The organism is Bifidobacterium sp. W8110, assembly GCF_016101375.1.
Taxonomy (GTDB): Bacteria; Actinomycetota; Actinomycetes; order Actinomycetales; family Bifidobacteriaceae; genus Bombiscardovia; species Bombiscardovia asteroides.
In genome coordinates this window covers 547,286-560,875 of the sequence record NZ_JACFQO010000001.1, presented here as the reverse complement: position 1 = coordinate 560,875, position 13,590 = coordinate 547,286, and the positions used below count along the sequence as shown (strand labels likewise).

The 13,590-nt window shown below is 61.5% G+C and carries 12 protein-coding genes; 1 reads left to right on the top strand and 11 read right to left on the bottom strand.

Annotated features, from left to right (window positions below; genetic code table 11):
- Positions 1-57: 57 nt before the first annotated feature.
- The 8 genes from H3T88_RS02365 to H3T88_RS02330 all read right to left on the bottom strand — a co-directional run bounded on the left by H3T88_RS02365 (position 58) and on the right by H3T88_RS02330 (position 7,776).
- Positions 58-1,020: a hypothetical protein gene (locus H3T88_RS02365; RefSeq protein ID WP_198203391.1), complete on the bottom strand. Its 963-nt coding sequence runs from the start codon at positions 1,018-1,020 to the stop codon at positions 58-60.
- Positions 1,017-1,877, bottom strand: a complete 861-nt coding sequence (locus H3T88_RS02360; RefSeq protein WP_198203390.1) for an ATP-binding cassette domain-containing protein — start codon at positions 1,875-1,877, stop codon at positions 1,017-1,019. The genes H3T88_RS02365 and H3T88_RS02360 overlap by 4 nt, the downstream gene beginning before the upstream one ends.
- Positions 1,874-2,239, bottom strand: coding sequence for a GntR family transcriptional regulator (locus H3T88_RS02355; RefSeq protein ID WP_015022206.1), 366 nt, complete (start codon positions 2,237-2,239; stop codon positions 1,874-1,876). Before H3T88_RS02355 ends, H3T88_RS02360 begins: the two co-directional genes overlap by 4 nt.
- 245 nt (positions 2,240-2,484) lie before the next feature.
- Positions 2,485-3,333, bottom strand: coding sequence for an ABC transporter ATP-binding protein (locus H3T88_RS02350; RefSeq protein WP_198203389.1), 849 nt, complete (start codon positions 3,331-3,333; stop codon positions 2,485-2,487).
- The gene (locus H3T88_RS02345) at positions 3,320-4,114 is read right to left on the bottom strand and encodes an ABC transporter ATP-binding protein (protein WP_198203538.1); all 795 of its coding nucleotides are present in this window, start codon (positions 4,112-4,114) and stop codon (positions 3,320-3,322) included. The genes H3T88_RS02350 and H3T88_RS02345 overlap by 14 nt, the downstream gene beginning before the upstream one ends.
- Positions 4,098-5,072 carry an ABC transporter permease gene (locus H3T88_RS02340; protein WP_232347064.1) on the bottom strand — a complete coding sequence of 325 codons (975 nt, stop codon included), beginning with the start codon at positions 5,070-5,072 and terminating at the stop codon, positions 4,098-4,100. The genes H3T88_RS02345 and H3T88_RS02340 overlap by 17 nt, the downstream gene beginning before the upstream one ends.
- Positions 5,073-5,149: 77 nt before the next feature.
- On the bottom strand, positions 5,150-6,127 hold the full coding sequence (locus H3T88_RS02335; RefSeq protein ID WP_198203387.1) for an ABC transporter permease: 978 nt from the start codon (positions 6,125-6,127) through the stop codon (positions 5,150-5,152).
- Positions 6,128-6,129: 2 nt separating this feature from the next.
- Complete coding sequence (locus H3T88_RS02330) at positions 6,130-7,776, bottom strand: ABC transporter substrate-binding protein (RefSeq protein WP_198203386.1); 1,647 nt, start codon at positions 7,774-7,776, stop codon at positions 6,130-6,132.
- 145 nt (positions 7,777-7,921) lie between these two features.
- Between H3T88_RS02330 and H3T88_RS02325 the strand changes: the two genes are divergently transcribed.
- Positions 7,922-8,719: a type III pantothenate kinase gene (locus H3T88_RS02325; protein WP_198203385.1), complete on the top strand. Its 798-nt coding sequence runs from the start codon at positions 7,922-7,924 to the stop codon at positions 8,717-8,719.
- Here the strand turns inward: H3T88_RS02325 and H3T88_RS02320 are convergent.
- The 3 genes from H3T88_RS02320 to glmS form a co-directional block, all read right to left on the bottom strand.
- Positions 8,676-10,778: a beta-galactosidase gene (locus tag H3T88_RS02320; protein WP_198203384.1), complete on the bottom strand. Its 2,103-nt coding sequence runs from the start codon at positions 10,776-10,778 to the stop codon at positions 8,676-8,678. The two genes, H3T88_RS02325 and H3T88_RS02320, sit on opposite strands and share 44 nt — an antisense overlap.
- A gap of 111 nt (positions 10,779-10,889) precedes the next feature.
- Entirely contained in the window at positions 10,890-11,642 is a 753-nt protein-coding gene (locus H3T88_RS02315) for a pseudouridine synthase (RefSeq protein WP_198203383.1), read from the bottom strand.
- Between the two features lie 9 nt (positions 11,643-11,651).
- Entirely contained in the window at positions 11,652-13,544 is a 1,893-nt protein-coding gene (glmS, locus tag H3T88_RS02310; RefSeq protein ID WP_198203537.1) for a glutamine--fructose-6-phosphate transaminase (isomerizing), read from the bottom strand.
- Positions 13,545-13,590 lie beyond the last annotated feature (46 nt).

Genomic DNA, 13,590 nt, shown 5'->3' with positions numbered 1-13,590 from the left:
AGCAGTGGGCGAACGACCATGTGGTCAATCGTCGCCGAGATGCATAGCTATTTGCCACTAACCCAGAATGCCCAACCCTTGGATGGCTGGCAGCTGCCGACGGCTGGTGAGCCAGTAGCTGAACATGATGCATATGGCCGAGAAGACAAGGGTGAAGACCACCTGGGGCCAAAGCAAATACACAGTGAAGTATCCCCATAGGTCAGAATTCATGAAGGGGCTCAAGGTCTTGTACATCCAATGGCCGCGCGTCAGATTGAGCATCCGAACCGCCGTTTGCGGCCAACCCCAGAAATTCCAGCCGGAAATCGAATACCAGAGACCAACACAGATCAACAGCCCTGCCAGCAACAGGCATCCGCCTTTTCGATCAAGACGGGCAGCTAGGTCACCCAGCACCTGACCAAGCAGAACGACGGCCACCTGCACCATGAAGACATGCAAGGCCAGAGCCAGCCAACGGGACGGCTGCTGGTCATACGACCGGTTAAAGCATGAAACACTCCAGGGATCAAGAGTGAGCCTCCAAGGTGAGCAGCCCTGCACGAGAAACCTTTGGTAACTTTCCGTAAAGGGCATCCATCCGATTTGGCCCAGGTTGCTGATAATGGCGATCCCAATCATGAAAGTAGCTGTCGCTAGGGCCATGACCACATTGGAGATGATCTGGGTCCATGCGATCGTGGACCGGGTCACGGCGTTGGAGATCAGGGGCCGGAAAGTCGCCAGTGAGCAGGCAAGGGCGGTGGCCATGAACACCATCTCGGTGAACAGACCAGTGAAGCCAGAGCTTAGGGGAATAAACCCCACAACTCCCAGAGCGAGGACGAGAGCCCAAATCAAAAAGACGATCAGCCTCGGCATCACCTGTACACGCAGGGCCATCCGGGTCTGCACCGCAGGCGACAGGAAGCGCTTGATTCGGGCCCATCCTTCAGCCGGTCCCGCACCGATGTCGGGCCTGTCTGGCCCTGGCTTGGTCTTCGTCCGCACTGCCTCTGCAACTTGCATGTTATTCATTGTGTCGCACCTTCCGTAATCTGGACGAAGTAGGTCTGCAGATCCATGGGGGCGACAATAAGACCCTTGGGCTGCTCGTCAGGCACCGGCCCCTCGAAGCTGACGCGCAGCAGGTCGCCGATGCGCTGCCTGCTCAGCAGCTGCGGGTCGCCCTGGGCAAGGTAGCCCTCTACATCACGCGGACGTCCAGTGACAGTGGTCCCCAGGACTGACAGATCATCCACGCTGAAAGATCGCAGGACCCGCCCCTGGTCGATGATCGTAGCGCGGGAGATGAGCTGGCTGACCTCGTTGATGATATGGGTAGCGATGATCATGGTCGGTCCGCGTCGCTGATAGGACTCCAGAACGAAGGCGTAGATTCTCTCCCTGGCCGCTGCATCCAATCCTGTCGTCGGTTCATCCAGAATGAGGTATTCCACAGGCAGACAGAGTCCGATGGTGTCCTTGACCACCTGACGCTGCCCCATGGAAAGGGAGGCAAAAGTGTCAGTCAGCCTCAATGCGAAGCTCTTAAGAATGCTCTCGGCCAAGTGCCAGTCGAAATCACCGTAAAACCCCTCGGCCATGGCAAATGCCTGCCTAATGTGCCGTCGGGATGGATAGGGCCAGGTTTCGTTGACCAAGGCCACGCGGCGAATGATTCTCGAATCGTTGACCAGCCCGCTTCCGTCCAAGTGGACCAGCCCATGGTCAGGAAGTATCCTGCCCGTCATCAGATTGCACAGGGTGGACTTGCCGGCCCCGTTCCGCCCGAAGAGTCCGTATATATTACCGGGCTCAAAGCAGAGCGAGATCTCATCCAGGGCCTTCAGCTTTCCGTACGATTTGTCCACCTTGGAAACTGTCAGACTCATTGGTAGACCCTTTCTATGATGGCGTCCAGGTCCTCACGGGATACGTCCAGAGACTTGGCTTCTTCGACCAGATCCTGGAACCTCCCGTTCAGGAGTTCACTCCTGCGACGCTCACGAACGCTTCGGCCCGCACCGGCAGTGACAAACATGCCCAGCCCCCGCCGTTTCTCCAGAAGACCCCGGTCGACCAGCAGGTTCATCCCCTTGAGGACGGTTGCCGGGTTGATCTGGTAAGCGGTCGAGATTTCCGTGGTGCTGGGAATCCTTTCACCATCGGCGACCAAACCCTCGGCTATGGCTTCGGCCAACCTGTCCGCCACCTTCACGAAAACTGGCCGACCATCCGGTATTTCGATCGCCATCGTTTGACCGCCTTGTCTGCCTTGATTCAGGGCGTCGAGTCAGGACCCTTACTACTGTTTATTACTTAGTTACTTGAGTAACTAACCAACAGTCTACATTTTACTTTCCCAACCGTCAATTCAGGTGCAGCTTTAATCTGCCCGCTTGCTCCGCACATATGCCCCCGCCGCCCTCTCTTATCCGGCAGGGACGGGCATGCCCTCATGTAATTCTGCTTGCCCGGATGCCGGACAAGTCCCGGTACCTATAGGGTTGCAGCTGCCAGTAGCTGACGAGTATATGACTGACTGGGGTGATTGAGGATGGTCCTCACAGGCCCCTCCTCCACCACCTTCCCCTGGCTAAGCACCATGACCCTGTCCGCGATGTGCTGGACCACCCCCAAATCATGGGAAATGATGATCAAGGACATGCCCTTGGACGGATCGCTCTGCTGCCTGGACTGGGCCATGATGGATTGAAGGGTATGGAGAATTCCGACGCGTGCCGAGACGTCGATGGCGCTCATTGGCTCATCGGCCAAGAGTATCCGGGGCTTGACGATCAGGGCCCGGGCTATGGCCGCCCGCTGGGCCTGGCCGCCAGACAGATCTGAAGGATAAGCCGTCATGATTCTGCCTGGGTCAAGCTGAACCTCTGACAAGACCTTGGCCACCCGATCAGCGAGGTCTCGCTCCCTCTGATATCGATGCCAGCCGTATCTGCTCGCCTTGAGCCTGGCAGCCAGAAGAGGTTCGGCGACCGATCGGCCGATTGTCCATCGCGGATCAAGCGAGGCAAAGGGGTTCTGAAAAACCAGAGCAGAGTCCCGCACAAGTGCCTTGGCGGCCTGGGAACCATGCAGAACGGATCCGCCCTCATATGCCACCTGCCCGGCATCAGGCCTCAACTGGCCCAGGAGCAGACGTGAAAGCGTGGTTTTTCCTGAACCAGACTGCCCTATGATCGCCAGACACTCCCCTGGTCGGAGGGAAATATCGATTCCATCAACCGCAGCTTTTCGAGCCGTTCCACTTCCTGTGGAGGCATAGACCTTGGTCAGGCCCTTCCCTGTCAGGATCGGATCGGTATGTGCACCGTCAGTCGGCCTCATGCTTGCCTCCATCTGCACTCAGCGTCAACTCTCTTGCCGCCCTCACCAAGGTCCTGCCCTGTGGACTGCAGGGACTGTGCAGAATGCTCTGAGTCTGCCCGCTTTCCACCACTCGCCCAGCGTCAAGGATGTAGCAGTAATCAGCAACCCGAGCCAGTACGGAGAAGTCGTGGGTGATGAACAGGAGGGAGGCCCCGCTCTGATCGACCAGGGAAACCAGCAGATCTACAATCTGCCGCTGGGTGATGGCATCCAGGGCCGTGGTCGTCTCGTCCGCCAGTATCAGTCTGGGCTTGGTGACCAAGGCCGTGGCTATGGCCGCCCGCTGCTGCTGGCCCCCGGACAGCTCATGCGGATAAGAGCCGGCCAGATTCGCATCCAACCCGACCTGGTCCAATATTTCCATGACCCGTCTGTGCCGTTCCTGGACGCTCAGCCGATAGTGGCGACGAAGAGGAAGCTCGACCTGGTTGTATATCTTCTTTACCGGGTTCAGGGCAGTGGAGGGATTCTGAAAGATCATGCCCATCCAGGAGCCGCGCAAATCCGCCAGGGACCGGTCATCGGAACCGAGAATCTGAAGCCCGTCCACCAAAATGGATCCCGATAGAGAGGCCGTCAGCGGTGCGGTGCCCAAAACGCTGCGGGCGATCATCGACTTTCCGGAGCCGGAGGAGCCGATCAGGCCGACCCGTTGGCCGTCTGCAACTCTGAGGTCCACCTGGTCAAGAATGGTGCGGCCATTGATAGACAGGTTCAGGCCGTCAATACTCAGCGACATCATTGTCTCCCTCGCCTGCATGGATCGTATTTTCGACATGACGACCGGAGTCATCCAATTGTGCAGAAGTCTCCCGGTGCACGAAGTGAAGAGCGGACCGCCCGGCGACAGCCACGGCGGCCCTGAGCCTTGGATTGGTAACCGGATCGATGGCATCACGCAGGGCATCACCGAACAGGTTCAAAGCCACCACCACCATGGTGACCACCAGACCGGGCCAGAGCACGGTCAGCGGAAAGACGTTGATGAACTTGACCGAGGTGGTCAGCGAGTGCCCCCAGGAGGGTAGACCGGAGGGAACGCCCACCCCCAAGTAAGTCAACCCAGCTTCAGCCAGGACGGAAGTCCCCGCCGACATGGAGAGCTGCACGGACAGAACCGGAATGACATTGGGCACCAAGTGGGTGCAGAAGATTCTGAAGGACCCGACCCCACTGTGCCGGGCGAATCGCACATAGTCCGACTCCGCCGCCAGGAGCGCCTGGGGCCGTACAATCCGGGCCAGGTTGAGTCCATAGCCGAATCCGCAGGCAACGACAACCACGGCGATGCTGGGTCCCAGAGGGACAGCCAGGATCAGGGCCAATAGCACTGTGGGCAGGGAAATCAAGGCATCGACCATGACTACGACCGTCTGCGATACTCCTGAACGGCGCGAGACCATGGCCATGACCAGGAGGAGTCCCAATACGCCTGACAGGACGACAGCCAGAAGGCTGATGGCCAGGTTGGTGGCCGACCCCGCCATCAGCCAGGAAAGGATGTCCGCTCCGGTACCGTCCGTTCCCAGAAGGTGGGCGCGGCTGGGGGCCTGCCAGATCCGATAACCATCGGTGTTCCAGATAGGGACCGGGGTCCAGAACCTGGAGACCAGGGAGACCAGAATCCAAATGGCCAGAACGGTCAGGGAGTATCGCCCCGAGGCCTTGCGCCACATGCTGGCCAGTACCACCCGCATCCGCACGAAGAATCCTAGTTGCCCGGGGAATGCAACCCGCGATCCCAAGCGCGGTCTGCCTGCATGCTCCCAACTCATCAGTCAGCCACCTCCTGCCTGACTGCACCTCGAAAACGCGGATCGATCAGTCTATGGATAACGTCGACCAGCAGTCCCAGAAAGAGGAAGAAGGCCGCCAGAAGAAGCAGCTCGGACTGAACAGCCGGAAGATCCCGGTTGCCCACATCGGTGATCAGCATGGAGCCCAGTCCCGGAAGGGCGAACAGGTTCTCGCTGACCATGACACCTGTAATCATCTCAGCCATGGTCAGCCCGACCACCGAAACCAGCTGAGGAGAGGCCAGCCGCAGACCGATGCGTAGAGCAGCCTGGGCCCGAGTCATTCCACAGGCCATGCCCATGTCCACATACCCCGAAGAGAGCATGTCGCCCAACAACGAGCGGGTATATCGCATGATGCCGGCGCCCACGATGATGCCGGTGGACAGAGCAGGCAAAATCAAAGCCGCCAGAGCCTGCCCCGGCTGGGCCCAGCCGGGAGCAGGAAAGCCCTGGGAGGGCAGGAGACCGATCAGGCCGCTGCCTTTGGCAAAGAGCATGATCAGCAGCAGTCCTGACCAGAGAGCCGGTACGGATCCGCCCACGATGGCTGCCATGTGGCTGAAGGACTGCATCCGCGGCGAGCGCGCCAGAGCGGCGGCGCAACCCAGGGGGATGCCCAGCAGCAGAGCCACGCCCAGTCCCAAAAGAATCAGCGGGAAGGTGATCTGGGCCCGGATGCCCACCTGGGAGGCAATGGAACGGTTAGTCAGAATGGACCTGCCCAGGTCCCCCTTCAGAAAGTCGCTGATCCAATCCAGATACTGCCTTGGGTAGGAGCGGTCCAGGCCCATCTGCCGACGGAGCCTGTCGACACGCTCGGGCGGGGCATTCAGTCCGGCCATGACGGCTGCCACGTCACCGGGCAGGATACGCAAGGCCAGGAAAATCAGCAGGGAGATGCCCATCAGCGCCAAGATGAAGAGCACCAGGCGCCGCATCAGGAATCTGGCCATGGTCATCCCTGCCTATAAATCACGTCGGACAGGGGCATGAGGGACTGGTTCAGATCGACCGGGAAGCCCGCCAACCCCGTCCGCCAGGCCGTGGTCACCCGATAGTTGAAGAGCCAATCCGCCGCCGCATCGCTGCTGACAATCCGTGCGGCCCGGGCCAGGAGCCTGTCGGAATCATCGGCGGAGGTCGTGGCCATGGCCTTCTGATAGAGCTCCTGGACCTGACGATTGTCATAGTTGTAGTAGTAGCCGGGGTTGGCCCACTGATGGAAGTCGTGGCTCTCGCCATGATCCACCAGAGACAGGTCGTAGTCCTTGTTGGCATGCACGTCCTGCAGCCAGACCGAGAACTCCACCACCCTCACGTCCAGGTCGATGCCCACCTGACGCAGCTGCGAGCGCAGCTGATCGCCCAACTCGCTGCCGTAGGTGTTGGCGTAGGTCAACCGCAGCTTCAGCCGGTGGTCGGGACCATACCCGGCCTGGGCCAGGAGCCTCCGCGCCTGCTCCGGATCGTGTGGGTAGAGCCCGGTCAAATCCTGATAGCCGGGATCCAGAGAGGGTATGGGTCCGCCCAGGGCCCTGTCCGATCCGCCTCGGGAAGCGATCAGCTGCCGATGATCGATGGCATGGCGGATGGCCTGCCGCACTCGGGGGTCGGATGTGACGGCTCCCTTGCCGTTCATGGCCAGGACGTACTTGTCGGTGTCGTCGCCCGCCTTGATCTGGAAGTCGGGACTGTTGCGGAAGGGGCTGGCCAGGTTCTCGGTGACAGGTGCCAGCACCTGCACATCCCCGCTGCGCAGGGCGTTGACGGCGGCGTTGTCGTCATTGAGGTAGCGGATGACGATGGTTGGCGTCTTAGGCTTGTCGCTGCCCCAGTAGTGCGGATCGGCCTTGAGTGTGACCGAGTCGTTTGGACGAAAGCTTTCCAGCAGGTATGGGCCGGATCCCACAGCCTGGGTCTTCATGTCGTAATGAGCCCGCCGGTCAAATACCAGGCCAGCCCGGCCGCTCAACTGCCAGAGCAGATCCTGGTAGGGTCTGGACAGCGTCAGGCGCACCGTCAGCGGATCCGAAGCCTGAACGCCCTGGAAACCCTCCAGCATCTCGCTGCCCTGATAGTGGCCAGCCATAAGCCCGCGAATGGAGTCGACCACGTCCTGGGCCCGAAGAGCATGACCGTTGGAGAAGCGGATGCCCTCATACAGGTGGAATGTGTAGACCAGGCCGTCCTCTGAAACATTCCAGGTTTTTGCCAGGCCTGGGCGCACCCGGTTCCGGGAATCCCGCGATACCAGGCCCTGATAGACGTTGCCGATCAGAAGCTGATCCAGCGCCGTGCCTGACTGGTTGCGGATGTCCAGATTGGTGGGAGCCAGCTTGAGCCCCACCGTGACCGTGTCCGCCACGGTTCCGCTCTCGGCCTGACCAGCGACTCCACGATGGCCGGTCCACAAGGAGAGGGCCAAGGCCAGGGCCAGCAGGAGACTGAGCAGTTTCCAGGGCAAGGTGTTGCCACCCGACCTCATGGGCCTGATCCTGGCGTTGAGTTCGGGGTCAGTGCTGGGTCCTGACTCCTGGGCCGCGTCTGTATCTGTTGCGGTCACGCTGCCATGGGCATGCGTGCCGTGTCGATCTGCATTCATTGACGAATCCTTATGCTGCGGTTGACCGCCATTCTGGTCGATCACCGCCCACCAGCATACTCCCCGAAGCCATCACCAAGGCTTATGCGCTTAGGATGGATTCGGAAAGCGCCACGCACCCGGACGACGGCAGGGAGGAAGAGACATGCTGCTGGCCATCGACATCGGCAACACCAACATCGAGGTCGGATTCATGGAGGGCGACCAGCTTGCCGCCTCCTACAGACTGACCACAAGAATCGACCACACGGCCGACGAGTTCGGAATTCTGCTGGGGCAGCTCATGGCCCTGGCCGGCTACAAGACTGTGGACGTGCAGGACGCCATCATCTCTTCAGTGGCTCCCGCGGTCATGCACGCCGTCAGGTCCTGCCTTGTCCGTTTCTTTTCCATCGACCCCATGGTGGTGGGCCCCGGCGTGAAGACAGGCATGAACATCCGTTTGGACGACCCGCGTTCCCTAGGAGCCGACTGCTTGGCCGACTGCGTAGGCGCATTCAATCGCTACGGAGGACCGGTCTTGGTCATTGACTTCGGCACGGCCACCACCTTCAACTATGTGGACGACAAGGGCGCCATCCGCTCCGGCCTGATAGTGCCGGGCATCCGCTCGGGGGCCCAGGCCCTTGCCGGTCAGACCGCCCAGTTGCCCCAGGTGGAGATCACCCGTCCACAGACCATCATGGCCACGGGCACCAGGACCGCCATGCAGGCCGGACTCTACTACAACTTCCTCGGCGGCCTGGAACGGATCATCCGTCAGTACCGCAGCGAGATAGGCAGAGACTTCCACGTCGTGGCGACGGGCGGCATGGGCCGTACCTTCTCGCAGGACACCGACCTGATCGAGGTCTACGACCCCGAGCTGATCTTCACCGGCATGTACAGGATTCACCAGCTCAATGCCGATGGCCGACCACACGCTGCACCAACGCACCATTGACCTGCAGACTGGCCTGCTTGCCATCCCCGTCAACGCTTGCCAGCGAGCCCACCAGGACCTGCCCCTCCAGCTGAACCTGCACCGGATGCTTGGTCCGGTTGAACAGAAAGACAAAGCGCGTCCGATCATTCTGGCCGACTCGCTCAACTCTCAACAGATCGGAATCGCCCTGGGCCGACCTCATATCGGCGACATCCAGGGCCTCCAGCAGGGCAGGAAGGACCTTGGACAGATTCTGGGCATCCAGACGGCAGCCCAGGTAGGCGGCCTTGCCATGACCCCAGTCATGGACGGTCATGGCCGGCATGCCATCCATCCCTGTCCAAGGATCCGCCCGGTAGCTTGCCAGGACCTTGGTGCCCTTGTCCAGGTGGCCGATGACATCGGCCCAGTCGTGGGCCGTGACCCCGTTGGTCAGGTCCAGATGATCCAGCAGACCGGGCGTGCCTGGAGCCATGGGTGCGAACTCCTCGACCGACAGCCCCAACAGGTCCCGAAGCGGCCCCGGATACCCGCCGGTCCAGACCCGGTCCTGCTCGTCGGCGATACCGCTGCCCCAGGTGACGATCAGCCGCCCTCCACTATGTACATACTTGTGCAGTCGCTTGGAAAGATCGGCGTCAATCAGGTATAGGGCCGGCAGAACCACCAGGGGGTACTCCTCCCAGGTAGCCCTGACCGGCAGGACATCAGGCCGGATGGCGTTGTCCAGAAAGGCCCGGTACCAGACCGGCGGCTCCTGGCCATGTTCGACCCGGTCGCTGGGCGAGGAAGCGTGGGAGCTGGCCCACTGGCTTGCGTAGTCGAAGACCAGGGCCAGCGGGGCCTTGGCCAGCGTACTACCCGCCAGACCGGCCTGCGAGAGCCCCTGCAAGTCCACTCCCAGCTGGCAGACGTCACGGAAGACGGCCGTGTCCTCGCCGGCATGAGGGAGCATGGCCGAGTGGAACTTTTCCGCGCCAGCCCGGGACTGCCTCCACTGGAAGTAGCAGATGGCATCAGCACCCAGGGCCAGATGAGCCAGGGAATCGCGCTCCAGCTGTCCGGGCTCCTTGCGGGGGTTGACCGGCCGCCAGTTGACCGCCGACGTGGACTGCTCCATGAGCCACCAGGGGCGCCTACGGGCGATGGCATCCACCAGGCTGGAGGAATAGGCCAGCTCCTCCAGATGATTCCTGCCCGGCGTCGCATAGTGGTCATTGGCCACAAAGTCCACCTGGTCGCCCCAGTCGTCGTAGTCCAGGGCGAATCCGCCGGCGCTGACCATGAAGTTGGTGGTCAAAGGTATATCCGGGGTGATCTCAGCCAAGGTGTCACGCTCGGCCATATAGAAATCCTTGAGGGCATCGGAGCTGAACCGTTCGAAGTCCAGCATGCGTCCCGGATTCTGGAAATTCCCCAGGCCGATAAAACGCGGCGGCAGAATCTGCGAGAAGTCGCTCAGCCTCTGCGACCAGAAATTCGTGCCCCAGGCGCGGTTGACGGCCTCGATGTCCTTATAGCGGTGGCGGCACCAGCGCTGGAAGGCCCTCATCGCATCGTCGGAATAGTCGAAACGATTGTGACAGCCATACTCGTTGCCCACATGCCAGGCCACCAGATAGGGGTTGTCCCGGTAGTGCTCGGCCATGGCCCGGCAAAGCTTCAAGGCGTAGGAGCGGAAGACCGGCGAGGTGGGTCGCCAGTGCTGACGAGCCCCGGGCCAGACCGTGTCGCCACGCTCGTCCCTGAGCAGAACCTCAGGATGGGCCTGGGTCAGCCACAGCGGCGGCGAGGCTGTGGCCGAAGCCAGATTGACCCCGATGCCGGCCCGACCAAGCTTGTCAATGATCCGGTCCAGCCAGTCGAAGTCGAAAACACCCTGGCTGGGCTCGATGCGCGACCAGGAGAAGACCGCCAGGGCCACCACGTTGACCCCTGCCTTGGTCATCAGCCTGATGTCCTCATCCCATACATCCTCGGGCCACTGATCGGGGTTGTAGTCGCATCCGTACCAGAGGGACTGCTGACCCTTGAGATGCTTGGGCCATCGATAGGCCCGCCGTGTCGGTTTGCTCATGGGATAGAACCTCCTGGTCCATCTCGCTCCTCGGACGGGGATGCCTGCCGCGTCCACGTCGTCCCACGGCTCCGGAATCCCCTGACCATTATGTCCCACCAGGCTGACTGCTCAGGCCTCTTCTTGAAGATCCAAGGGAACAGCGGAGGTGAAGATACGTTTAACCCCGGTGAAAGGGTCGGTAAATTCCAGGCGACGGGCCACCAATTGCAGCGGCCGGGAGAAGTCGTCATAGGCCTGGGTCTGAATCCGGGGGTAAAGATCGTCGCCTACTATGGGCAGACCCAGAGCGTTCATGTGCACGCGGAGCTGGTGGGTCTTGCCCGTCCGAGGGTAGAGCGTATAGCCGGCCAGAGATCCCTGGCCGGCAGTCAGATCGACCCTGGTAATGGCATTGACAGGCCCGCGCTCCTCCCAGGCCTGAAGGATCCCTCGGTGCTTGATCACCCTGGAGCGGCGCTCCAGCGGGAAGACCCGGGGTGGATCCAGATGTCGCACAGTGCCGGTTTGCGGACGAACTATGGGTCGTACCGGCGCCAGGCACTGATAGACCTTGCGCACGCGATGCTCCTGGAAGAGCATCTGGTAGGCCCGCCTGGCAGCCGGATCACGTACCAGGACCAGCACGCCCGCAGTGGCCCTGTCAAGCCTGTGGGCGGGGATGATGTCCGGCTCCCCGTAGAGTCGTCGTATTTTGATCAACACGGTCTCTGCGTACCACATCCCCCTGGGCGTAGTGGCCAGAAAGTGGGGCTTGTCGACCACGATGATCCGGCGGTCTTCATGGATGACTCTGGGCTCAAAAGGAATCTGCGGCTCCTCCAGAACGATCCGGCGCCCCCGCTGCCCGGACCCGACAACCATCGGCCACCCCTATTCCACCGTAACCGACTTGGCCAGGTTGCGGGGCTTGTCCACGTCCAGACCCTTGAGCCCGGCCATGTCCAGGGCGAACAGCTGCAGGGGGACCACATCAACCAGGGGGCTGAGCAGGGTCGGGCAGGGCGGCCGCCAAAAGACCACATCAGCATAGCGGTCGGCATCCGGGTCGCCTTCCTCGGCCACAACAATGGTGAAGGCGCCGCGGGCCTTGACCTCCTCGATGGCCGAAATGACCTTGTCATGCAGCACATTGCGGCCCCGGGCGCTGGGGACGATGACCACCACGGGCTCACCCGGCTCCACCAGGGCGATGGGTCCGTGCTTGAGCTCGCCGGCAGCGAACCCTTCGGTGAAGATGTAGGCGATCTCCTTGAGCTTGAGCGCCCCCTCCAGGGCTACCGGATAGCCCACATGCCGCCCCAGGAAGAGGAAGGAGCGGGCCTTGGACATGCGCTGCGCCGTCTGCTTGATGACCTCGGCCTGACTGTCCAGCACTTTCTGGATCTTGGCAGGCATGGCCTTGAGGTTGTCGATGGTCTGGTGGATCTCGTCTCGATACATGGTTCCCTTGACCTGTGCCAGGTAGAGCCCCAGCAGATAGGCCGCCACGATCTGGGCCAGGAAAGCCTTGGTGGATGCCACAGCCACCTCGGGACCAGCGTGCGTGTAGAGCACGGCATCGGACTCCCTGGGGATGGTTGACCCCTGGGTGTTGCAGATGGCCAGAACCCGTGAACCCTGCTCCCGCGCATGCCGGAGCGCCATCAGCGTGTCCATGGTCTCCCCGGACTGCGAAATGGCCACGACCAGGGTGCGCGGGGTCAGAATGGGATCACGGTAGCGGAACTCATGGGCCAGCTCCACCTCCACCGGAATGCGAACCCAGTGCTCTATGGCGTACTTGGCCACCAGGCCCGCGTAGGAGGCCGTCCCGCATGCCACGACGATGATCTTGTCAATCTGACGGAAGACATCCTCATCGATGTGGACCTCGTCCAGATCCAGGTCGCCCGACTCGTCGTACCTACCCAGCAGGGTGTTGGAGACGGCCGCAGGATCCTCGTGGATCTCCTTGTCCATGAAGGAATCCCATCCGCCCTTTTCTGCGGCTGAGGCATCCCAGTCGATGGTGTAGCGACGCGGATGCTCCACCGGATGTCCCTGGAAATCGGTGACCAGGACCCGGTCCGCGCTGATGCAGACGGCCTGGTCCTGCCCCAGCTCCATGGCCTGACGGGTATAAGCCACGAAGGCCGCTACATCAGAACCCAGGTAGTTCTCTCCGTCCCCCAGGCCAACCACCAGCGGCGAATCGTGTCGGATACCCACCACCAGATCGGGCTGCCTTGAGTCCACGGCCAAGATGGTGAAAGCTCCTTTGAGCATACGGGCCAGACGCCTGACGGCCTCGAAGATGTCCGGCTGGCCGGTGGCATCGATAATCTCCTGGGCAATCTTGCCCAGAAGCTTGGCAGCCACCTCGGTGTCCGTGGAGGAGACGAAGGTGTACCCCTCGGTCTCCAGATCCAGCCGCAGCCTGGATGCGTTCTCGATGATCCCGTTGTGAATCAGCGCGACCTTGCCGTCACGGCTGATGTGGGGATGGGCGTTGACATCAGTGGGTTCGCCATTGGTGGCCCAACGAGTGTGGCCGATGCCCACAGTGGCCTCGGGCATGGGCTTGGCCTTCAGATCAACAACCAAATTGCCCAGACGCCCGGCCTTCTTACGCACGGCCACCCGCGCCATCCCAGGGGCAGCCAGGGCCACTCCGGCCGAGTCATAGCCCCGGTACTCCAAACGTTCCAGACCCTTGAGGCAGACCTCCAAGGGCCTGCCGCAGGCCGTCCTTACTGATCCCGCATAACCGACGATTCCGCACATGGGCCCCAGTCTAGCCACGGCAGTTCCGCCGCCGCCCGTCCCGAAG

Coding starts and splice junctions, on each gene's coding strand:
- H3T88_RS02365 (WP_198203391.1), bottom strand. CDS start 1,020: ATGAATAACATGCAAGTTGCAGAGGCAGTGCGGACGAAGACCAAGCCA.
- H3T88_RS02360 (WP_198203390.1), bottom strand. CDS start 1,877: ATGAGTCTGACAGTTTCCAAGGTGGACAAATCGTACGGAAAGCTGAAG.
- H3T88_RS02355 (WP_015022206.1), bottom strand. CDS start 2,239: ATGGCGATCGAAATACCGGATGGTCGGCCAGTTTTCGTGAAGGTGGCG.
- H3T88_RS02350 (WP_198203389.1), bottom strand. CDS start 3,333: ATGAGGCCGACTGACGGTGCACATACCGATCCGATCCTGACAGGGAAG.
- H3T88_RS02345 (WP_198203538.1), bottom strand. CDS start 4,114: ATGTCGCTGAGTATTGACGGCCTGAACCTGTCTATCAATGGCCGCACC.
- H3T88_RS02340 (WP_232347064.1), bottom strand. CDS start 5,072: ATGCGGGTGGTACTGGCCAGCATGTGGCGCAAGGCCTCGGGGCGATAC.
- H3T88_RS02335 (WP_198203387.1), bottom strand. CDS start 6,127: ATGGCCAGATTCCTGATGCGGCGCCTGGTGCTCTTCATCTTGGCGCTG.
- H3T88_RS02330 (WP_198203386.1), bottom strand. CDS start 7,776: ATGAATGCAGATCGACACGGCACGCATGCCCATGGCAGCGTGACCGCA.
- H3T88_RS02325 (WP_198203385.1), top strand. CDS start 7,922: ATGCTGCTGGCCATCGACATCGGCAACACCAACATCGAGGTCGGATTC.
- H3T88_RS02320 (WP_198203384.1), bottom strand. CDS start 10,778: ATGAGCAAACCGACACGGCGGGCCTATCGATGGCCCAAGCATCTCAAG.
- H3T88_RS02315 (WP_198203383.1), bottom strand. CDS start 11,642: ATGGTTGTCGGGTCCGGGCAGCGGGGGCGCCGGATCGTTCTGGAGGAG.
- glmS (WP_198203537.1), bottom strand. CDS start 13,544: ATGTGCGGAATCGTCGGTTATGCGGGATCAGTAAGGACGGCCTGCGGC.